We start from the raw sequence: 21,315 nt of genomic DNA, 5'->3' as shown, positions 1-21,315 counted from the left end.
CGCCCCGCGAGTATTCCTAGTCTGATGTTCATGGCCTCCACCTCCACACCTGCGACCACCCTGCTGAAGCGTGAGAAGGTCGACCACCGGGTTCACGAGTACTCGCATGACCCGAAATCGGGTTCGTACGGTTCGGAGGCGGTGGAAGCCCTCGGTGAGCGACTCGGCGTGGCCGCCGCGCAGATCTTCAAGACACTGGTGATCTCACTGTCGGACGGTTCGCTCGCCGTCGCGGTGATACCCGTACCGGACACGCTGTCGCTCAAGGCGGCAGCGGGAGCGCTGGGTGGCGGCAAGGCGGCGATGGCGGAACGTACGCTCGCCGAACGCGCCACCGGGTATGTGCTGGGGGGAATCTCCCCGCTCGGTCAGCGCAAGCGCTTACGCACCGTCGTCGACGCCTCCGCGCAGCATTGGGATCGAGTGCTGTGCAGCGCCGGCCGGCGAGGCCTCGAGATAGAACTGGCGCCCGCCGATCTGATCCGTCTCACGGACGCCGTGGTCGCGCCCGTCGCCTCCGGCCGCTGACGGCTGCCCTCCCCGGTGGCTAGAGGAAAGCCAGTTGGTCGCCGGCGCCGTCATCGGGTGCCACCAGTTCCGGGCCCTTGTTCCGGACACTGTTGACCTTGTCGGACACACGCCGGATCTCGATCGCGGCGACCGCCTCCGTACTGGGCACGATCAGATCCGGATGCCCGAGGCTGTCGGGATCGAGCCAGGCGTCCCATCGTTCGGACGGCATGATCAGGGGCATCCGTTGATGCACATTGCTCAGCTGCTCGATCGAATCCGCGGTGAGGATCGTGGTGCTGAGCAGTGGTGGTGCGTCGGGGGTGCGCGGGTCGTGCCATACCGCCCACAGACCCGCCATGTAGATGCGTGAACCGTCACCCGGCGACATGTAGTACGGAACCTTGCGGGCCTTGCCGCCCGAAGCCGGTTCGACCTGCCACTCGTACCAACCGTCCATCGGGACGAGGCAACGTTTGTAGCGGAGCGACTGCGCGAACGACGGCTTGGTCGCGACAGACTCGGATCGGGCATTGAACAGCGGTGCGCTCTTGCCGACCTCCTTCGCGAATGGCGGCACCAGACCCCAGCGCATGCGTCGTATCCGACGTCGTGCCGCACTCTCCGGATCTTCACGATCGTGTCGTGCCACCACGGTGAGCACACCGGTCGTGGGCGCCACGTTGTACTCGGGCACGATCTCGGCGTCGCCTGTCTCGTCGATCCCATCGAGCTCGGCTGCCAACGTCGCCGGATCCGCCGTGGTCGCATACCTACCGCACATGCCACGAGTGTGTCAGCCGTGCCCGACACCTCGCCATTTCACCGCGCGGGGCCATCCACAGTCGAGGTTCGACCGCCCGATGGGCGAAGATGGTCGGGTGAGCCTGTGGAGAGCACCCCGAGCCGTGAACGCCGTCGACGCGTCCGTTGCCCTGCCCGGATCGAAGTCGATCACGAACCGCGCCCTGATCCTGGCCGCGCTGGCCGACGGGCCGTCGACGATCACCGGAGCATTGCGCAGCCGTGACACCGATCTGATGATCGGCGCGCTGCGTGCCGTCGGTACCGGGATCGTCGACCGCGACGGCGGCACAACCCTCGACGTCACTCCCGGCACAATGCGCGGCGGCTCGGTCGAATGCGGCCTGGCCGGCACAGTCATGCGGTTCGTACCGCCGTTGGCTGCACTCGCGGACGGCGACGTGCACTTCGACGGCGACGAACAGGCACGGTCCCGCCCGATGAGCACGGTCCTCGACGCGCTACGTGGCCTCGGCGCCGACATCGACGGCGACGGACTTCCGTTCACCGTGCGAGGTAAGGGCTCGGTGCGCGGCGGCGACGTCACGATCGATGCGTCCGGGTCCTCGCAGTTCGTCTCGGGTCTGTTGCTGTCGGGCGCGACGTTCGACGAGGGCCTCGTCGTGCATCACGACGGCAAGCCGGTGCCGTCGATGCCACACATCGAAATGACCGTCGAAATGCTTCGGGCAGCAGGGGTTTCCGTCGATACGTCGGAGGCGAACACCTGGCGTGTAGCGCCGGGAACGATCAAGGCACACGACGTGACGGTCGAACCCGATCTGTCGAATGCCACGCCGTTCCTCGCCGCCGCGGCCGTCACCGGCGGGACCGTCTCGGTGCCGCTGTGGCCCGCGACCACCACCCAGGCCGGGGATGCGATCCGCGACATTCTCGAGCGCATGGGCGCCGACGTGTCGCTGACCGACAGTGCCCTGACGGTGCGCGGACCGGAGCGCCTCGTCGGGATCGACGTCGACCTGCACGACGTGGGTGAGTTGGCCCCGACCGTCACGGCAGTCGCTGCGCTCGCGTCCACCCCGTCGTACCTGCGCGGGATCGCCCATCTGCGCGGCCACGAAACCGACCGGCTCGCCGCTCTGTCCAACGAGGTCAACGGTCTCGGCGGAACCGTCACCGAGACCGACGACGGCCTGCGTATCGAACCGACGCCGCTGCACGGCGGGGTGTGGCGTTCCTATGCCGACCACCGGATGGCGACGGCCGGTGCGATCGTCGGTCTGATGATCGACGGGGTCGAGGTCGAGGACATCGGTACGACGGCCAAGACACTGCCCGGATTCGAAACCATGTGGGAATCGATGTTGACGGGAGTCCGCTCCTGAAACCGCGGCAGTACGACGAGTCCGACGTCCGGGTCCGCCCGGGTAGAGGATCGCGCCCGCGAACCAAGGATCGGCCGGCTCACCGCGACGCGATGGACGGCATGGTCGTCTCCGTCGACCGGGGCCGCTGGGGTGTGGTCCTGGGCGGAGATCCAGATCGTGCCGTCACCACTATGCGCGCCCGAGAATTGGGCCGGACCCCCATCGTCGTCGGAGATCAGGTGGGTGTGGTCGGCGACCTGTCGGGACGCCCCGACACCCTCGCCCGGATCGTGCGCGTGGACGACCGGAGCACCGTGCTGCGCCGCACCGCGGACGACACCGATCCGTACGAGCGGGTCGTGGTGGCCAACGCTTCACACCTGCTGATCGTGGTCGCACTGGCCGATCCTCCGCCCCGTACCGGTCTTGTCGAGCGCGCGCTGGTGGCCGCGTACACGGGCGGGTTGACCCCGGTACTGTGCCTGACGAAGAGCGACCTGGCCGATCCAGACGAGTTCGCCGCGCACTTCGCGGACCTCGCCGTTCCGGTGATGCTCGCCGGACAGGGCGACGATCTCACCGAGCTGACCGCGCTGCTGCAGGGCCGTGTGACGGCGCTGATCGGCCATTCCGGGGTGGGTAAATCCACCCTGGTGAATCGGCTCGTCCCCGACGCCGCACGCGCCACCGGCGTCGTGTCCGGAGTCGGCAAGGGACGCCATACGTCCACGCAGTCCGTGGCCCTGCCGCTCCCCGACGGCGGCTGGGTCGTCGACACACCCGGCATTCGATCGTTCGGGCTCGCGCACATCGAACCCGACGACGTCATCGGCGCATTCACCGATCTCGCGGTGGCCGTCGAACAATGTCCGCGTGGGTGCAACCACCTCGGACCGCCGGCCGACCCGGAGTGTGCACTCGACACATTGGAAGGCCAATCCTTGCGCCGCGCAATGGCAGTCCGGGACCTGCTGGCCGCGCTGGCCACGAACGAATCCTGGTAGACCTGCACTCCCGGTTCGGGGCACCCTGCACGAAGTAGGGCCCGACCTCGTTCGACGAGGTCGGGCCCTACTTCTGTGGTGTTCCCTGTCAGCGCATACCGAGCACGCGACGGACGAGACCGCGTTTACGCTTGTTCTCGATGGCGGTCGCCAGACCTCGTCGGCGACCCGTCATCGGATCCACTTCGGTGACTCCGCCGAAACCCAGCTCGGATGCAGTTTCGGGCGCTGCGTCGCGCGTGTCCTTGAGGTACTTGTCGGGCAGCGACAGCTTGGCGATGGTGCGCCATGCCTTCCCGTACTGCACTGCGAGCGGACCGGTGGTGTACGGCAGGTCGTACTTGTCGCACAGTTGACGCACTCGCACGGCGATCTCGGCATACCGATTCGACGGCAGGTCCGGGTAGATGTGGTGCTCGATCTGATAGCTCAGGTTGCCCGTCATGAAGTCCATGACCTTGCCGCCCGAAATGTTCGCCGAGCCCAGCATCTGCCGCAGGTACCACTCGGCATGGGTTTCCGTCTCGATGTCCTGCTTGGTGAACTTCTCGGCCCCGTCCGGGAAGTGACCGCAGAAGATCACCGCGTTGGTCCACAGGTTGCGAACGAAGTTGGCGGTGGCGTTGGCCTTGATCGTGGACTTCCACGCCTTGCCGGTCAGCGCTGGGTAGACGACATAGTCGCGGAGGTTCTGCTTGCCGATCTTGGCGAGCACCTCTTTACTCAGCGCCTTCGTCTTCTCGCGATCGTCGCGGCCCTGGAGGACCTTGCCGAGCTCGAGCAACTGAATCGCGATGCCGTACTGGAACAGCGACGCAAGGATCGCATTGTAGGCGACGTTGCCGAGGTAGTACGGCTTCCAGCGCTGATCGCGGGTCACCCGGAGCACGCCGTATCCGACGTCGTCGTCCATGCCGAGGATGTTGGTGTACTTGTGGTGATGGTGGTTATGGGTGACTTTCCAATGCGCGGACGGATCGGCGTTGTCCCACTCCCAGTTTGCCGAGTGCACCTCCGGGTCGTTCATCCAATCCCACTGCCCGTGCATCACATTGTGCCCGAGCTCCATGTTCTCGATGATCTTCGACAGAGACAGCATGGTCGTCCCCAGCAGCCAGAGCGGACGCTTCCGCGAGCCGAGGAGAACTACGCGTCCGCCGATCTCGAGACCACGCTGCAACCGGATGGTGTTGCGGACGTACCGGGCGTCGCGCTCACCGCGCGACTCTTCTACATCGCGCCTGATCGCGTCGAGTTCGCGGCCGATGGCCTCGACGTCTTCCTCCGTGAGGTGCGCGTATTCCTTGACATCCGAAATCGCCATGCACCTACCCTACCGTAGGTTACGATCCCGTAGGTTGTCGGATTTCCAGCTGTGACAGGAATCACGAACTGCTGGCCGCGACCGTCTTCCCATGTCGCACAGCAGCCTTCGTGCGTCGTGCCGCGACAGCGTGCTCCGCGTGCGCCCGCAGCGCAGTGAGCAAACCCCGTCGCCGACCCGTGATCGGGTCCGTGGTGATGGCCGGTAGTCCCACATTCGCGCGCACGTCCCGGAACTTGCGCTCGGACGACGTCTCGGGCGCATCGTCGGATGTCGCTGTCAAGAATCGGTCGGGAAGAGCAAGCTTGTGAATCGTCCGCAGGGCGAGCCAGTACTGACGCCCCAACGATCCGGTCGTGTAGGGCAGGTCGTATTTGCCGCACAATGCACGGACCCGGGCAGCGATCTCGGGATACCGATTGCTCGGCAGATCCGGGAACAGGTGATGTTCGATCTGATAGCTCAGATTGCCGGTCATGAATCCCATGACCTTGCCCCCTGAGATGTTCGCGCTACCGAGCAACTGACGCAGATACCACTGTGCGCGCGTCTCCTGCTCGAATTGGTCGGGTGTGAACTTCTCCGCACCGTCCGGGAAGTGCCCGCAGAAGATCACCGCGTACGCCCAGAGGTTACGAACGACGTTCGCCGTAAGGTTCGCTTTCAGCGTCGAGCGCCATGCGGGACCCGTGACTGCGGGAAAGAGGACGCAGTCCTTGAGGATCTGCTTACCCGCCTTGACAGCGAATTCCTTGTTCGGCTCCGAATTCCATTGTGCATGAGGCACACCGGCAAGGTCCTTCGCCGCCGTCAGGTCGTGCAGCGCGATGCCCCATTCGAAGCCCGCAGCGAGAATCACGTTCGCTACCGGCTGCAGGAGGTTGATCGGACGCCACTTCTCGTCGCGGGTCATCCGTAGGATGCCGAATCCGACGTCGTCATCCATGCCCACGATGTTCGTGTAGGTATGGTGCGCGTAGTTGTGTGCGCGCTTCCAATGCTCGGACGGCCCTGTCTGATCCCACTCCCAGGACGTCGAGTGGATCTCGGGGTCGTTCATCCAATCCCACTGCCCGTGCATCACATTGTGCCCGAGCTCCATGTTCTCGATGATCTTCGACAGAGACAGCATGGTCGTCCCCAGCCACCACCACGCCCGATCTCGCGACCGGAACAGCGCCACGCGCCCGACGACCTCGAGCGTCCGCTGCAGCCGGATGGTGTTGTGTATGTAGCGCGCATCGCGCACACCGCGCGAGCGCTCGACATCGCTGCGTATGGCGTCGAACTCACGCCCGAGTGCCTCGACGTCGGCATCCGTCAGATGCGCGAACTCCCTGATATCACTGATAGCCAAACGGGGCCCTTCCCCCTGTGGTGAACGACGCGGTCAGGCGTCGAGCGTGCAGTCGCCCGCCGCCGCGGAAATACAAGTCTGGACACGTTCGCCTTCTGCATGTTCCTTGCCCGACCGGAGGTCGACGATGTGCCCTTTCTCCAACGGCACTACACAAGTCTGACAGATTCCCATGCGGCAGCCGAAGGGCATGAGAGCACCGACACTCTCCCCCGCTTCGAGCAGGGTGGTCGCGCCGTCCACGGTGACGGTCTTGCCGGACTTCGCAAAGGTGACCGTGCCGCCGGAGCCCGAAGTATCGGCACGACTGACCGCGAAACGCTCGAGATGCAGCTTTTCCTCGATGCCCGCGTCCTTCCAGAACGCAGAGATATCGTCGAGCATCGCTTGGGGCCCGCACGCCCAGACGGTGCGCTCACGCCAGTCGGGGCACACGTCGTCGAGAGCCGACAGAGCGAACTTGCCCTGCTCGCGCGTGAACCGGACATGGGACTGGAACCGATCGTGCGTCGCATCGAACCGTTCCAGTTCGGAACGGAACATCACGCTGTCGGGAGTGGGCGCCGAATGGATGTGGACCACATCGGAGATCGCCGCACCTCGCTCGCCCGATCGTCGATCGAGCGTCCGGAGCATCGACATGATGGGTGTGATTCCACTACCGGCGGTGATGAAGAGGATCTTCTCCGGGGGCGGATCAGGAAGAACGAAATCACCCTGGGGGGCCGCCAGCCGGATCACGGTCCCGTCCGGAACACCATTGACGAGGTGACTGGAGAGGAACCCCTCGGGCATCGCCTTCACCGCGATCGAGATGAGCTTGTCGTCGCGAACCGGCGTGGACGTCAGCGAATACGAACGCCAGTGCCAACGCCCCTCGATGTGCAGGCCGATACCGACGTACTGGCCGGGCTCGTATCCGAAGTCGAAACCCCACCCCGGCCGGATCACGATCGTGGCGGAGTCTTCCGTCTCGGAACGCACCTCGACGATCCGGCCACGGAGTTCACGTGCCGACCAGAGCGGATTGACCAGGTGCAGGTAGTCGTCGGGCAGCAACGGCGTAGTCATGCGCGCCACGGTGCCGCGCACCAGATTGGACAGGGACCGCTCCGAGGCCACGACATGAGCCGCCGGCTTCTCGATCCATTCCTTCAAACCCATCCGACACCTTCTCCTCACCGATTCCTACGCCACCGTAGGTTAACAGAAGCTACGGTAGCGTAGGTTCCGGGAACGCAAGAAGATCGTCAGAGCAGTTCGAGCAAGAACGGCAATTCCTGAGCCGCATACCATGCGAGTTCATGATCTTCCGCGTCACCGAGAACGAACTCCGCTTCCTCGTCACCGAGATCGGCCGCATCGATCACCGCCACGGCACGCGCAACATCACTCTCTGCCGCACCCAGATCGACGTGGACCGACGCGAGATCCGACATCGAGACCGCCGCGGCGAGCCTGACCACCGCGTCGTCGAGATCGGGGCGGGGTTTCGCATCGTCGACGTCGGCCGCGATGACAACCCGCCGGGGTCCGAACGTCGCGTCGTCCTCCTCTGCCGCGAGCAATCGCAGCGACGCTCTAGCGGCCTCTGCCATCGCGACCTCGGCCAGCTCATCGTCGTCGCCCGCCGTATACGCCTCGCGAAGGCTCGCCGTCACGGCGAACGCCGTCCGACTCACCGGATCGAGTTCACCTTCGGCCACGAGCCGCTGCAACATCGCGAGCGTCGCCGGTACATAGACTCGCGTCACTTCTCACCTACTGGCATCCAACAACTCCTCGAGCGATTCGTGCAACAACGATGCGAGGACATCCACGTCGGGCATGGCATCGCGGTCTGCATTCAAACCGTAGTAGATGTTGCCGTCGTACGAAGTGAGCGCAACGCTGAGCGCCTGGGTCTTCAGCAACGGCGACACCGGATACATTGCGAGAACGCGAGCTCCCGCCAGATACAACGGGTGCTGGGGACCCGGTGCATTGGTGATCATGAGATTGAACATCCGCTGCGAGAACCCCGACGCGACCCGCGCTCCCACCGCGTGCATCGTAGCCGGCGCGAAGCCCGACAAACGGATCATCGTCTGCGCTGCGATCCGCCGCCGTTGCCTCGAATACGCCTCGCCCGCGTGTGAGATGTGGGACAGGCGCACCACCGCGTTCGGTTCACCCACCGGCAGATCCACCAGGAAGGACGACACCTCGCCCTGAGGATGAACCTGGATGGTGTCGCCGTCACCGACAGGCCCCTCCGGCTCCTGTGTATACACCGACATCGGCACCATCGCGCGCACCGTGGCCGCCTCGGTGAGTGGTTCCCCACGCGACAACAGCCAGTAACGCAACGCACCCGCGATGACAGCGAGAACCACGTCGTTGATCGTGCATCCGTAACGCGCATGAATCTTCCGATAGGGCACGAGATCGGATTGCACGACAGTGAACCGGCGGCTGCGGGAGATCGATGCGTTCAACGGCGATTCCGGTGCGGACTGCGCAGCAGTTCTCGCGAGCCTGCCCACCACATCGATCGTCTCCGCGACCGTCGACGCGAGATCACCGAGTGCCGTGCGCACGGCAGTCACGCCCTCACCGGGCCGCGCCACCAGGCTTGCGAATGCACCCACCAGCAGTGCGGTGTCCGACGGTTCCTGCTCGGGCATCCAGAGTTCTTCGGGGACTTCGCGCGGCTCAGGAGCGCGGTCGAAGAGCACCTGCCCGATCTCGAGGGAGCTCTCACCGTCGACGAGGGAGGAGTGGGATTTGGTGAACAGCGCTGCCCTGCCGTCGGCGAGGCCCTCGACGAGATACATCTCCCACAGGGGGCGGGTGCGATCGAGTGGACGGGAGATCAGACGCGCGATCAGATCGAACAGTTGCTCATCCGATCCCGGCCGGGGCAGTGCCGAGCGTCGCACGTGATAGGTGATATCGAAGTCCCGATCGTCCACCCAGACCGGACGCGCCATACCGAAAGCGACTTCGCGGACCTTCTGCCGGTACCTCGTGACTTCGGGGAGGCGTTTCTCGACGAGGCGGACGACGTTCTCGTAGTCGAGTCCGCCTTCCGGTGGTTCGAGGATGGCCAACGATCCGATGTGCATCGGCGTGTTGCTGGTCTCCAGGTAATAGAACGATGCGTCCTGTGCCGTCATGCGGCTCGTCATAGCGAAGCGCCCCCTCGATCCCGTCGGCATCTTCCGATCCCGCACCGATACTGAAGAGTACGGCCAACTCATCCATCGACGCGCGGGGAACATCGTGGGTGGCACCCGTGTCATCGAGCCGCCTGCGCGACGATATGTCACGATGTGCCTGGTTCCGTCCTCTCCCGGAGCCCCCCACCGACCGGCGGTCGCCGGCCGGTGCCAGTCGATGCTCCGGGAGTCCTGCCCATGTCACGTCCACAGTCGAGCCGCTTCATCCGACCCGTTCCACATTTCGAGCCCCCGGTGCAGGAGTCCTGCGCCGCGCACCGCCCGCATGCCCTACGCCGGACCACACCGCACTCCGGCCGGTCCGGACGAACTCGTCTCGCCGCGGATCGACTTCGACCGCGCTCCTCCGTGGAATCGGCGCAGAACTGGAACGTCGATCCGAGCGCGCACCGTTTCGCAGACCGCGCAGTGAGGCTCGTCCTCGAAGTCGTGGACGGCCGCCGACCCGACACTCAACTCGCAACGGTCCTCACACCGGCGCTGGTCACGACATTCGGAGCAGCGCGTCGTGCTCGAGCCGAAGCGGACTCGGCCGTCGTGCTGCGCGCACGCCTGCAGACGATCGATGCCCGCACGGCAGAACTGTTCGGGTCCTACGCGCGCGGGCATCGTGTGTTCGCGATGGCCGGACGAATTGTGCGCACACCAGCGCGCGGACATACTCGTCACGGATGGGTCATCACGACCCTGTGGCTCGGCTGAGCGCCGTCTGCCGGGCTTTTCAGCCGTGCCGATTCGACTTGGCGTCCTTGCGTGCGGCGGCACGGCGCTCCCGGCGGGTTCCGCCCTGCTGGGCACCGGTCCCTTCGCTCGGGCCGGTGTTCCGGGCGACGTGCGCGCGACCGTCCTCTGCCGGTCCGGTGTACGTCAGCCGACGCTCGGTCTCGTCGAGCCCCTTTGCCCGCAGCGCCGTCGGAGCAGGCTGCGGTCGCGGCGGCATGGGCTGTCTGCCCGCTTGCTGCTGAGGTTGAAGCTGCTGCTGGGGTTGAGGCTGCTGCTGTGCCTGCTTCGTCAGCGACGGTGCCGTGCCGGCAGTCGCGGCCGCGGACGCGGGGGTGACGGCAACTCCACCTCCGGCCGCCGGGGCCGCGTTCGCTTCGACCTGCAGGTTGAACAGGAAGCCGACCGATTCCTCCTTGAGCCCCTCGAGCATGCCCGTGAACATGTCGAAGCCCTCACGCTGGTACTCGACGAGGGGGTCGCGCTGGGCCATCGCCCGCAGGCCGATGCCCTCCTTGAGGTAGTCCATCTCATAGAGGTGCTCGCGCCACTTGCGGTCGAGGACCGAGAGCAACACGCGCCGTTCGAGTTCGCGCATCGCGCCGTCACCGGCGATGCTCTCGATCTCGGCCTCACGACGCGTGTATGCATCGCGCGCGTCCTGCAGCAGGATCTCACGCAGCTCGTTGCGATCGAGATCCTCGTTCTCAGCGACGAGTTTCTTGTAGTCCACTGCGACGGGGTACAGCGTCTTGAGTGCGGTCCACAGCTGCTCGAGGTCCCAGTCCTCGACGTAACCTTCGGCGGCCGCGCCGTCGACATACGCGGTGACGACATCCGTGAGCATGCGCTCGACCTGGCCTTCGAGGTCCTCACCACGCAGGATCCTGCGACGCTCCTCGTAGATGACGGTGCGCTGCTGATTCATCACCTCGTCGTATTTCAGAACGTTCTTGCGGATCTCGTAGTTCTGCTGCTCGACCTGCGTCTGTGCGCTCTTGATGGCCTTCGACACCATCTTCGCCTCGATCGGGACGTCGTCGGGCAGGTTGAGACGGGTCATGATCGATTCGAGTGCCGCGCCGTTGAAGCGCCGCATCAATTCATCGCCGAGCGACAGGTAGAACCGGGACTCACCCGGATCGCCCTGACGGCCGGATCGACCGCGCAGCTGGTTGTCGATACGTCGCGACTCGTGTCGCTCGGTGCCGAGGACATACAGTCCGCCTGCCTCACGCACCCGGTCGGCGTCTACCTTGACCTCGGCCTTGATCTGCTCGAGAGTTCCATCCCACGCCGCCTCGTACTCCTCCGGCGTATTGACCGGGTCCAGACCACGCTTACGCAACGCGATGTCGGCAAGGATATCGGGGTTGCCGCCGAGCACGACGTCGGTGCCACGGCCGGCCATGTTGGTCGCCACGGTGACCGCGCCCGACCGGCCTGCCTCCGCGATGATCTGCGCTTCCTGCTCGTGGAACTTCGCGTTGAGGACGCTGTGCGGCACGCCCTTCTTGGTGAACTGCTTCGACAGGTACTCCGAACGTTCGACGCTGGTGGTACCGATCAGGACCGGCTGGCCGTTCTGGTGCCGCTCGACGACGTCGTCCACCACGGCAGCGAACTTCGATTCCTCGGACTTGTAGATGAGGTCGCCCTGGTCCACACGGATCATCGGACGGTTCGTCGGGATCGGGATGACACCGAGGTCGTAGATCTGGTGGAGCTCGGCTGCTTCGGTCTCGGCCGTGCCGGTCATGCCCGAGAGCTTGTCGTAGAGCCGGAAGTAATTCTGCAGCGTGATGGTGGCGAGGGTTTGGTTCTCCGCCTTGATCTCGACCTTTTCCTTGGCCTCGATCGCCTGGTGCATGCCCTCGTTGTAACGGCGGCCGGAGAGCACACGTCCGGTGAACTCGTCGACGATGACGACCTCGCCGTCCCGGACGATGTAGTCCTTGTCCTTGGTGTAGAGCTCTTTCGCCTTGATCGCGTTGTTGAGGTAGCTCACCAGCGGGGAGTTCGCCGCCTCGTACAGGTTGTCGATACCGAGCTGGTCTTCGACGAATTCGACGCCGGCCTCGTGCACACCGATGGTGCGCTTCTTGATGTCCACCTCGTAGTGGACATCGACCTTCAACATCGGCACTATGCGCGCGAACTCCGCGTACCACTTGCTCGACGCGTCGGCCGGACCCGAGATGATCAGCGGGGTACGCGCCTCGTCGATGAGGATCGAGTCGACCTCGTCGACGACCGCGAAGGTGTGTCCGCGCTGCACCAGGTCGTCGAGGGAGTGCGTCATGTTGTCGCGCAGGTAGTCGAACCCGAACTCGTTGTTCGTGCCGTATGTGATGTCGGCCGCATATGCGGCGCGACGCTGGGCCGGGGTGAGACCGGAGAGGATCACGTCGGTTTCGAGGCCGAGGAACCGGTGGACACGCCCCATCCACTCGGAGTCGCGTTTGGCGAGGTAGTCGTTGACGGTGACCACGTGGACACCGTCGCCGGCCAGAGCATTGAGGTAGGCCGGAAGAACACAGGTGAGGGTCTTGCCCTCACCTGTCTTCATCTCGGCGATGTTGCCGAAGTGCAGTGCAGCGCCACCCATGATCTGCACGGTGTAGTGCTTCTGACCGATGACACGGAACGATGCTTCCCGGGCCGTCGCGAACGCCTCCGGCAGCAGGTCGTCGAGGGTTTCGCCGTCCTGGAGGCGACCGCGGAACTCTGCGGTCTTGGCCTGCAGCTCCGCATCGGTCAGGCTTTCGAACTCCGGGGCGATGGATTCGACGTGCTCTGCGATGTGCTTGAGCCGCTTGACCATGCGACCTTCACCGAATCGGAGCAGCTTCGTCAGCGACAGCACTGGTGTGTTCGTCCTCAATCTCGGGTACCTGCACGGACAAGAAATCCGGCCGAGGCCTTTCGGACCCCGGCCGGATTCCATGGTAGGCGTTCTCTCGAATGAACGGCGATGGCCACTACCTCATTGCCGTCTCACACGGGTGTCATCCGAGTCTGAGCAATCCGTAGTCGAACGCGTGACGGCGATACACCACCGACGGCTTGTCGGTCTCCTTGTCGTGGAAAAGGTAGAAATCGTGGCCCACGAGTTCCATCTCGTACAGTGCGTCATCGACCGTCATCGGGTCCGCCGTGTGTTCCTTCATACGAACGATCCGGCCTGGGCCTTCGGACTCCTGCTCGTATCCGTCGAGGTTGAGGTCGGGCGAGATCGCGAGCGAGTCGTCCTGCGCGAGTTCTGCCGTTGCCTCTGCAACCGACACCGGGGTCTTGTCCCCGTAGGACACCTTGCGACGGTCCTTGGTGCGACGCAGACGAGACTCGAGCTTGGCCGTCACCGACTCGAAGGCGGCATAGAAGCTGTCGGCCGCGGCCTCTGCGCGAACGATGGGTCCTTTACCTCGAGCGGTGATCTCGACCCTCTGACAACTCTTCATCTGGCGACGATTGCGTTCGTGCTGTAGTTCGACGTCGAACAGGAAAATCGTCGGGTCGAACCGTTCGAGCCGAGCTAGCTTCTCCGACACGTAGATCCGGAAATGATCCGGCACCTCGACATTGCGGCCTTTCACCACGACGTCGGCGTTCACGGTCTGCGGAGCGGACTCGCCTGTCTCAGCGACCGCGACGGTGGAATTCGAAGGGTTCGTCACTCGTACCTCCCGAGTACGGCCGGCGCAGCACGCGCACCGGCAGGATCGATGAGCGCTTGGGCGCTCTGCCCGAAACAGGGAAGATCGAGTATTTCTACCCGTCTACCTTGTTGTTTCCGGGTCTGTGGCCGACGGTAGTACGTAACCGGAAGGTCCGCCACTGTTCCGATCGAATTCACTTTCTCGGCGGGCTGTCGCCTATCACACCGGCGTCGTCAGGCACGTGCGATCACCAGAATTCCGGACGTCCGAAACCCCACTTTTCGGAGTACTCGGACAGCCTCCCTCGTGGTCGCTCCGGTAGTGACGATGTCGTCGATCACGAGCACCGGAAGTCCCCGAGGTACGGAATCCGCACGAATCGAGATCCTGCCGGCAAGATTGGCCTGTCGCTGCGGTGCCGACAGCCCCACGGAGTCGCGTACTCCGGCGGCCGTGACCAACATCGGATGCACATGCAGCGACGGGTCGTGCGCGGCCGCGCATCGGGCCATCCGCGTGACCGGGTCTCCCCCGCGCGCACGCGCTGCCCGGGCGCGGGTCGGGGCAGGCACCACGATCAGCGGTCCGCCGGGGAGCTCACCCCACCGTCGCAAACGAGCGATCGCAACCGCTGCCGCCAGGCCGAGTGGTGCCGCGAGGTCGCGGCGACCACGTTCCTTGGCAGCGACGACAGCGTTGCGCCGCGCGCCGGAGTACGCCCCGAGCGACCAGACCCGAACCCCCGGATCGACACGCGGACGCACCTGGGCCGGTGGATCATTCAGAGTGCGGGCACACTCACGGCACCACGCCGTACCGGGCGCATCGCAGCCGCCGCAGCGGACGGGGAGCACGAGATCGAGCAACACCGACAGCACCGGGACAGTGTGCCTACCCGGTACGACAGATCAGCCCGGCAACACCGGCACCGCTGTCAACCCGGCCAGGCCGGGTACCTCCCGCCAGTAGCGGTCGCCCGCGGGGTCGCTGTTGTTGAGTTGGAACACCGCTCTCGTGTCGGCCACGTACTCGGTGGTCGTCGAAGCCTCGACCGCCACGACAGGTGGTGTGAGGTTGCGGCTCGGAAGCGCGTCCATGCGCGATCCGTCTATCGCGATCTGAACGACGGGGATGTCGGAGGCCGAACGGGACACCACCACGGTGTCGGAGGTACTCCAGTCCAGCGACAGGGCGGGTCCGCCCAGATCGAACGCGATCTCGCGTGGACTCGTCAGCGAGAACTCTCCGTTCGGGGTCTGCACCACGGTCGCAATATAGACGCGTCCGTCGATGATCATCGCGGCGCGCACACCGTCGCGCGACAGGCGCAACTCGCTGATGCGGCCGCCGAGCGCGCGAACTGCTCCGGCTTCGACCCCCACCACCGTGACTCGCCCGCTCCCCGGCTCTCTCACTGCCCTCACGACGGCCGTGCCGTTGACCACCGCCCACACCGAGTTGCTGTCGGGCGCCCAGGACGGCCGGGTGATCGATTCTCCTTCGACGGCCGGCTCGGGCGATCCGTCGTTGTAGGCGCCGACCACGAGTTCTGCGGCGGGTTCCGGTGCCGGCCGGCCGGTATCCGCCACTGCCGCGAGAAGTGCACCGTCACGCGACATCCCGACCGAGCGAAGGTTGTCGACCGATCCGAAGAAACCCTGAACCGGAGTGACACCGGTTTCCGCGACACTGACCAGACTGCCACCGAGCAGAGCATGCAACCCGATCGGTGTCCCCGAGGTCGCGAGGGGATTCATCGACGCCACATCCGCGGTGGTCCACCCGTTCGGGTAGCGCTCGTCGAGCGGCTGTCCATCGGAGAGGAGGACGTACGGTCCTGCGATCTCGGCATTGGCCAGGGTCCAGATCACCTGGGCCGCCAGAAGTTCCCGGGCCGGTTCGGTCAACGAGGCGAGGCCGCCGAAATCCACCCGGATCCCGCCCAGGCCCACGCCGACCTGACCGGTCCGACCGTCCGCCTTGGTGATCGCCCCCAGGATCGTCGCCTCGGCCAACTCGTTGTGGACCGCGGGCGCGAGCGACGGTTTGGGGCCTTCGATGAGAAGCCCTATCAACCGCGCCGCCGCCTGCTCGGGTGTTCCGGAGATCCACCTGGGATCGGGAACGACGGTGCTGCCACTGGGAGTGACGAAGTACAGCGAGCGACGCTGATAGCTGTTGAGGAATCGAGGCTTGTCCATGATCACGCCCGGCGGCATCTCGTCGATCCGCCATTCGCCGTCGTCCCGGACCAGCGTGAACTTCGCTTCGAGATCGCCGTTGTCGGCGCGGTAGAGACCGCCCTCCTCGAGATGCCCGACGATGTTCGCGCGCACGACGTACTTCGCAGTGTTGTCGTCGCGGTCCTCTGCCAGCACATCGACCTTGTCGACGATCGTGGCGCTGGCCGCATCGTCCCACCCGGCCGACATCCCCGACGTGAGGAATTGACGGGCCGCGACGTGCCGGTTGGTGGGGTCGGTATTCGCCTGGAGGAAGTCGCGCAGGAGCAGATCGGGTTCGCGTCCCGGTTCGGGTGCCGGAACCTCCGTCGTCGCGGGTCCCCGGTCGATCGTCCCGATGGCCTGGGGCGACGAGGAATCGGGCAGGCTTGCGCAGCCGGACACCATCAACGCGAGCGCCGACAGCAGGACAATCACGGGGCCGAGAACACGTGAGCGCATGTGGCTCATGTCGCGGCTCCTTCCGATGATGCCGGCGTGTGCGTCCCTGCGCTGCCGTTCGTTCCGGCACTGTCGTTCGTTCCGGCACTGTCGTTCGTTCCGGCACTGTCGTTCGTTCCGACCTGTCCAGGAACTGCCGGGTTCTCGACGACTCCGTCCTTCTCGGCTTCCGGTACCGCCGGCGGCGGCTTTCCCTGGACCGCGTGAGCCGCGGTGGGCACGAGAGGGAGCGGGCTACGGCCCGCCTTGCGCCCCCGCACACGCGGCAGCGTCAATCGGAAGCTTGCGCCTCGACCCGGTTCACCCCATGCCTCCAGTTTGCCGTTGTGCAGATTTGCGTCCTCGACGCTGATCGCCAGGCCCAGACCGGTGCCACCCGAACGACGCACCCGTGACGGGTCGGAGCGCCAGAATCGGTTGAAGACGAGCTTCTCCTCACCCGGGCGCAGACCGACGCCCTGGTCGCGCACGACGAACGCGGCGGCGTTGTCGTCGGCGCGCAAGCGCAGCAGGATCGGTTTGCCCTCACCGTGGTCGATGGCGTTGGCGAGCAGATTGCGCAGGATCCGCTCGACGCGGCGCGGATCGACGTCCGCGTTGACGGCGTCGTCCGGCAGATCCACGATCAGTTCGGTGGCCGTCTCGCGCGCTAGGTGGCGGACAGTACTGATCGCCGCCCGCGCGCACATGCGTAGGTCGAGTTGCTCGGACGCGAGTTCCGCGACACCCGCGTCGTGGCGGCTGATCTCCAAGAGGTCGTTCAGCAGAGACTCGAACCTGTCGAGTTCGGCGACCAGCAGTTCGGATGCACGTTTGAGGGAGGGATCCAGTTCGTCGCTACCGTCGTGGATGAGGTCGGCAGCCATCCGGACCGTGGTCAGCGGAGTGCGGAGCTCGTGGCTGACGTCGGATGTGAACCGCTTCTGCAGATTGCCGTATTCCTCGAGCTGAGTGATCTGCCGTGACAGGCTCTCTGCCATCTCGTTGAACGACATCGCCAGGCGCGCAATGTCGTCCTCACCGCGCACCGGCATGCGTTCCTTGAGCCGGCCGTCCGCGAATCGCACCGCGATACGCGACGCCGAACGAATGGGCAGAACGACCTGTCGGGCAACGATCATGGAGATCGCCGCCAGCAATACCAGGAGCACACCGGCACCGACGAGCAGGGTTCCGCGGACCAGTGCGAGGGTGCGTTCCTCACCGCCCAGCGGAAACACCAGATACAGCTCGAGGGTCGAGATGTCGGTCTCGGTCGGGCTGCCCATGATCAGCGCAGGACCGGAATACCCGTCCGGATCGTCGACCGTCGCGAACTGGTACGCGATCTGATCGTTCTGGACGAACGCGCGCAGATTCTGTGGGATCTGATCGGCCGCACCGCTCGACGTCGGTGCCCGCGGTCCGTCACCGGGGACGATGAGCACCGGGTCGAAAGTTCCGGCAACACCGGTGTCCTGCCCCGCGTCGCTCCCCCTGTTGGTCAGGGTCGCGGCAGCACCGTCGAGCCGGACGGTCAGGGAGCCCGAATCGTCGGCTCCCGCAAGCTGGGCTTCGACCAGTGCGCGGGAGCGATCCATCTCCTCGGTGGCCGCATCGATCTTGACTTCGAGGAGGCGGTCGGTGATCTGGCTCGTGAGGACCACGCCCAACACGAGCATCACGATCAGCGACAGGGAAAGGGTCGACGCAACAACCCTCAGCTGAAGTGATCGACGCCAGGTATGCGCGAGCCCACTGCTCAGCGTGCGTGACCACCTCAGCAGCGGCAGAGTTCGTCGTGTGATCCTCCGCCGCAGACGGTAACCACGGATCACGGCGGTCCGGCCTTGTAGCCGACCCCCGGACAGTCAGCACGACCTCGGGGTTCTCGGGATCCTTCTCGACCTTCGCCCGCAGACGCTGCACATGGACATTCACCAGACGGGTATCCGCGGCATGACGGTATCCCCACACCTGCTCGAGCAACACCTCACGCGTGAACACCTGCCGCGGCTTCCGCGCAAGTGCCACCAGGAGATCGAATTCGAGCGGGGTGAGGGAGATCTGCTCGTCGCCGCGGCTGACCTTGTGCGCGGGGACGTCGATCGAGATCTCACCGATGGAGAGCATCTCTGCGGGTTCCTGCTCGGTACGACGCAGCCGCGCCCGCACACGTGCGACGAGTTCCTTCGGCTTGAACGGCTTGACGATGTAGTCGTCGGCGCCCGACTCGAGGCCGAGGACGACATCGACGGTGTCCGACTTCGCAGTGAGCATGACGATCGGCACGCCCGAATCCGACCGGAGCACCCTGCACACGTCGATCCCGTTCATGCCGGGCAACATCAGATCGAGCAGGACGAGATCGGGGCGGAACTCGCGCACGGCGCCCAGAGCCTGGGTCCCATCGCCCACCACGAAGGGTTCGAACCCTTCACCACGCAGGACGATCGTGAGCATCTCTGCGAGTGCAGAATCGTCGTCGACAACCAGAATCCTCGGCTTCATAACCTCTATCGTGTCACTCCTCGACCGTTGTGAAGCAGATTTGAGATCTGAACGGCGAGTTGGTGTGGGTCGGAATCCGGTCCGGCCACAATCCACTCCGACGCCCACCGCTCTGCCGCGAGCCCGTCGTACACCTCACCGGTGCGTGCCTGCAGGTCGCCGTCGCGTTCGTAGGCATCACGATCGCGCGTGGAATCGGCGGCCTCCCGCGTGCGTGCACGCTCGGCCGCGAGATCCACGGGGACCCTCAGCAGCACTTGCAGATCCGGTGCGGGAAGCCCGAACCTGCCGAACTCGAGTTCCCGCACCCACTCGACCGACGACCCCGATGCCGATTCATGGTGCCGCGCAGCGGTGTACGCAGCGTTCGACGCCACATAGCGATCGAGTAGCACGATGTCGTTGTCGGCAAGGAGCTTTCGGAGTTCGTCCGCCGCATCACGGCGATCCAGAGCCCACAGCAGGGCCATCGCCTCGACGCTCGAGGCGGTGTCTCCATGCCCGCCCCGCAGGGCTTCGGCTCCCAGGTCCGCGTGCACGGATTGCCCGTATCGCGGGAACGCGAGCGTGGCCACCGACGACCCGTGCGCACGCCAGGTCTCGACGAGGCCGGCGGACAACGTCCGTTTGCCGGCTCCGTCGAGACCTTCGACGACGATCAGAACACCCATGCTGCTGTGTTTCTCGGATTCGCTGTGTTTCTCGGGTTCGCCGTATCAGTAGCGGTAGTGCTCGGGCTTGTACGGGCCCTCGACGTCGACACCGATGTACTCGGCCTGGTCCTTGGTGAGCTTGGTGAGTGTGCCACCGAGCGCCTCGACGTGGATCCGTGCGACCTTCTCGTCGAGATGCTTGGGCAGACGGTAGACCTCGTTGTCGTACTCGTCGGGCTTCGTCCACAGCTCGATCTGCGCGATCACCTGGTTCGCGAATGAATTGGACATGACGAACGACGGGTGTCCCGTGGCGTTGCCGAGGTTGAGCAGACGCCCCTCCGACAGCACGATGATCGTGTGACCGTCGGCGAATCGGAACTCGTCGACCTGCGGCTTGATGTTGATCCGCGTGACGTCGGAGGCCCGCTCGAGGCCCGCCATGTCGATCTCGTTGTCGAAGTGACCGATGTTGCCCAGGATCGCCTGGTGCTTCATCGCCTTCATGTGCTCGAAGGTGATGATGTCCTTGTTGCCGGTCGAGGTGATCACGATGTCGGCCCGTCCGATGAAATCCTCGACGGTGACGACGTCGTAGCCGTCCATCATCGCCTGCAGAGCATTGATGGGGTCGACCTCGGTGACGGACACACGTGCGCCCTGGCCGCGCAGCGCCTCGGCGCAACCCTTGCCGACGTCGCCGTAGCCGCAGACCAGCGCGGCCTTGCCGCCGATCAGGACGTCGGTGCCCCGGTTGATACCGTCGAGCAGCGAGTGGCGGGTCCCGTACTTGTTGTCGAACTTGCTCTTGGTGACGGAGTCGTTGACGTTGATCGCCGGGAACACCAGCTCACCGGCAGCCGCGAGCTGATAGAGCCGCAGGACACCCGTCGTCGTCTCTTCGGTGACGCCCTGGACGGACTCGGCGATCGTGGACCACTTCTTCGAATCCGCGGCGAGCGATGCGCGCAGCAGCTGCAGGAACACCTGGTACTCGGTGGAGTCCTGCTCCTCGTCCGTCGGCGGCACGACGCCGGCCTTCTCGAACTGGGCGCCCTTGAGGACGAGCATCGTGGCGTCGCCGCCGTCGTCCAGGATCATGTTGGCTGCCTGGCCGGGCCAGGTCAGCATCTGCTCGGCCGCCCACCAGTACTCCTCGAGGGTCTCGCCCTTCCATGCGAACACAGGCACACCCTTGGGCTCCTCGGGGGTACCGTGCGGGCCCACGACGACGGCGGCCGCGGCATGGTCCTGCGTGGAGAAGATGTTGCACGACGCCCACCGAACGTCCGCACCGAGCGACACGAGGGTCTCGATCAGGACTGCGGTCTGCACTGTCATGTGCAGCGAACCGGAGATGCGCGCACCCTTCAGCGGCAGGACGTCGGCGTACTCGCGGCGCATCGACATCAACCCCGGCATCTCGTGCTCGGCCAGGCGGATCTCTTTGCGGCCGAACTCGGCCAGCGACAGATCAGCGACCTTGAAATCGAGCCCGTTGATCTGGTCTGCGACGAACGTGGTGTCAGACACTGTGCGGATGCCTCTTCCTATCGGCAAT

The 21,315-nt window shown here is 65.2% G+C and carries 17 protein-coding genes and 1 pseudogene; 4 read left to right on the top strand and 14 right to left on the bottom strand.

The window, feature by feature from the left end:
• The first annotated feature begins 30 nt into the window (after positions 1-30).
• Entirely contained in the window at positions 31-528 is a 498-nt protein-coding gene (ybaK, locus tag ACZ46K_RS15145; protein WP_464749048.1) for a Cys-tRNA(Pro) deacylase, read from the top strand.
• A gap of 19 nt (positions 529-547) precedes the next feature.
• Here ybaK and ACZ46K_RS15140 read toward each other — a convergent pair whose 3' ends face one another.
• Complete coding sequence (locus ACZ46K_RS15140) at positions 548-1,294, bottom strand: SOS response-associated peptidase (RefSeq protein ID WP_054810008.1); 747 nt, start codon at positions 1,292-1,294, stop codon at positions 548-550.
• Between the two features lie 79 nt (positions 1,295-1,373).
• Between ACZ46K_RS15140 and aroA the strand changes: the two genes are divergently transcribed.
• A complete protein-coding gene (gene aroA, locus ACZ46K_RS15135) occupies positions 1,374-2,660 on the top strand; it encodes a 3-phosphoshikimate 1-carboxyvinyltransferase (RefSeq protein WP_464749046.1) in 1,287 nt (428 codons plus the stop codon).
• Entirely contained in the window at positions 2,627-3,646 is a 1,020-nt protein-coding gene (gene rsgA / locus ACZ46K_RS15130; protein WP_054810009.1) for a ribosome small subunit-dependent GTPase A, read from the top strand. The genes aroA and rsgA overlap by 34 nt, the downstream gene beginning before the upstream one ends.
• 88 nt (positions 3,647-3,734) lie before the next feature.
• On the opposite strand, the gene ACZ46K_RS15125 is transcribed toward rsgA, so the two are convergent.
• The 5 genes from ACZ46K_RS15125 to ACZ46K_RS15105 all read right to left on the bottom strand — a co-directional run bounded on the left by ACZ46K_RS15125 (position 3,735) and on the right by ACZ46K_RS15105 (position 9,497).
• On the bottom strand, positions 3,735-4,970 hold the full coding sequence (locus ACZ46K_RS15125) for a fatty acid desaturase family protein (RefSeq protein WP_464749043.1): 1,236 nt from the start codon (positions 4,968-4,970) through the stop codon (positions 3,735-3,737).
• A gap of 61 nt (positions 4,971-5,031) precedes the next feature.
• Positions 5,032-6,327 (bottom strand): fatty acid desaturase, encoded by a 1,296-nt coding sequence (locus tag ACZ46K_RS15120; RefSeq protein WP_054806334.1) that lies wholly within the window; start codon positions 6,325-6,327, stop codon positions 5,032-5,034.
• A gap of 33 nt (positions 6,328-6,360) precedes the next feature.
• Entirely contained in the window at positions 6,361-7,491 is a 1,131-nt protein-coding gene (locus ACZ46K_RS15115) for a ferredoxin reductase (protein ID WP_054806335.1), read from the bottom strand.
• A gap of 86 nt (positions 7,492-7,577) precedes the next feature.
• Positions 7,578-8,081, bottom strand: coding sequence for a DUF6912 family protein (locus ACZ46K_RS15110; protein ID WP_054806336.1), 504 nt, complete (start codon positions 8,079-8,081; stop codon positions 7,578-7,580).
• A gap of 3 nt (positions 8,082-8,084) precedes the next feature.
• A complete protein-coding gene (locus ACZ46K_RS15105) occupies positions 8,085-9,497 on the bottom strand; it encodes a WS/DGAT/MGAT family O-acyltransferase (protein WP_054806337.1) in 1,413 nt (470 codons plus the stop codon).
• A gap of 228 nt (positions 9,498-9,725) precedes the next feature.
• Between ACZ46K_RS15105 and ACZ46K_RS15100 the strand changes: the two genes are divergently transcribed.
• Positions 9,726-10,250: an Rv3235 family protein gene (locus ACZ46K_RS15100; protein WP_054810010.1), complete on the top strand. Its 525-nt coding sequence runs from the start codon at positions 9,726-9,728 to the stop codon at positions 10,248-10,250.
• A gap of 19 nt (positions 10,251-10,269) precedes the next feature.
• Here ACZ46K_RS15100 and secA read toward each other — a convergent pair whose 3' ends face one another.
• From secA to ahcY, 8 genes and pseudogenes are all read right to left on the bottom strand, one after another.
• A complete protein-coding gene (secA, locus tag ACZ46K_RS15095) occupies positions 10,270-13,092 on the bottom strand; it encodes a preprotein translocase subunit SecA (RefSeq protein WP_464749328.1) in 2,823 nt (940 codons plus the stop codon).
• Between the two features lie 184 nt (positions 13,093-13,276).
• Positions 13,277-13,945: a ribosome hibernation-promoting factor, HPF/YfiA family gene (gene hpf / locus ACZ46K_RS15090; RefSeq protein ID WP_464749040.1), complete on the bottom strand. Its 669-nt coding sequence runs from the start codon at positions 13,943-13,945 to the stop codon at positions 13,277-13,279.
• A 215-nt stretch (positions 13,946-14,160) separates the two neighbouring features.
• A complete protein-coding gene (locus ACZ46K_RS15085) occupies positions 14,161-14,805 on the bottom strand; it encodes a ComF family protein (protein ID WP_464749038.1) in 645 nt (214 codons plus the stop codon).
• A gap of 30 nt (positions 14,806-14,835) precedes the next feature.
• Positions 14,836-16,611, bottom strand: coding sequence for an MtrAB system accessory lipoprotein LpqB (lpqB, locus tag ACZ46K_RS15080; RefSeq protein ID WP_464749326.1), 1,776 nt, complete (start codon positions 16,609-16,611; stop codon positions 14,836-14,838).
• Between the two features lie 5 nt (positions 16,612-16,616).
• Positions 16,617-18,374, bottom strand: coding sequence for an MtrAB system histidine kinase MtrB (gene mtrB, locus ACZ46K_RS15075; protein ID WP_464749324.1), 1,758 nt, complete (start codon positions 18,372-18,374; stop codon positions 16,617-16,619).
• Between the two features lie 50 nt (positions 18,375-18,424).
• Positions 18,425-19,101: pseudogene (gene mtrA / locus ACZ46K_RS15070) on the bottom strand (MtrAB system response regulator MtrA).
• 5 nt (positions 19,102-19,106) lie between these two features.
• Positions 19,107-19,772 carry a dTMP kinase gene (locus ACZ46K_RS15065; RefSeq protein WP_464749036.1) on the bottom strand — a complete coding sequence of 222 codons (666 nt, stop codon included), beginning with the start codon at positions 19,770-19,772 and terminating at the stop codon, positions 19,107-19,109.
• Positions 19,773-19,817: 45 nt separating this feature from the next.
• The gene (ahcY, locus tag ACZ46K_RS15060; protein ID WP_054806559.1) at positions 19,818-21,287 is read right to left on the bottom strand and encodes an adenosylhomocysteinase; all 1,470 of its coding nucleotides are present in this window, start codon (positions 21,285-21,287) and stop codon (positions 19,818-19,820) included.
• Positions 21,288-21,315 lie beyond the last annotated feature (28 nt).

The sequence above is a fragment of the Rhodococcus sp. JCM 9793 genome, from assembly GCF_055380405.1.
The sequence above is the reverse complement of the archived record's forward strand: the minus strand, read 5'-3'. Positions and strand labels throughout refer to the sequence as shown.

Coding starts and splice junctions, on each gene's coding strand:
- ybaK (WP_464749048.1), top strand. CDS start 31: ATGGCCTCCACCTCCACACCTGCGACCACCCTGCTGAAGCGTGAGAAG.
- ACZ46K_RS15140 (WP_054810008.1), bottom strand. CDS start 1,294: ATGTGCGGTAGGTATGCGACCACGGCGGATCCGGCGACGTTGGCAGCC.
- aroA (WP_464749046.1), top strand. CDS start 1,374: ATGGGCGAAGATGGTCGGGTGAGCCTGTGGAGAGCACCCCGAGCCGTG.
- ACZ46K_RS15125 (WP_464749043.1), bottom strand. CDS start 4,970: ATGGCGATTTCGGATGTCAAGGAATACGCGCACCTCACGGAGGAAGAC.
- ACZ46K_RS15115 (WP_054806335.1), bottom strand. CDS start 7,491: ATGGGTTTGAAGGAATGGATCGAGAAGCCGGCGGCTCATGTCGTGGCC.
- ACZ46K_RS15105 (WP_054806337.1), bottom strand. CDS start 9,497: ATGACGAGCCGCATGACGGCACAGGACGCATCGTTCTATTACCTGGAG.
- ACZ46K_RS15100 (WP_054810010.1), top strand. CDS start 9,726: ATGTCACGTCCACAGTCGAGCCGCTTCATCCGACCCGTTCCACATTTC.
- secA (WP_464749328.1), bottom strand. CDS start 13,092: ATGGTCAAGCGGCTCAAGCACATCGCAGAGCACGTCGAATCCATCGCC.
- lpqB (WP_464749326.1), bottom strand. CDS start 16,611: ATGCGCTCACGTGTTCTCGGCCCCGTGATTGTCCTGCTGTCGGCGCTC.
- ACZ46K_RS15065 (WP_464749036.1), bottom strand. CDS start 19,772: ATGGGTGTTCTGATCGTCGTCGAAGGTCTCGACGGAGCCGGCAAACGG.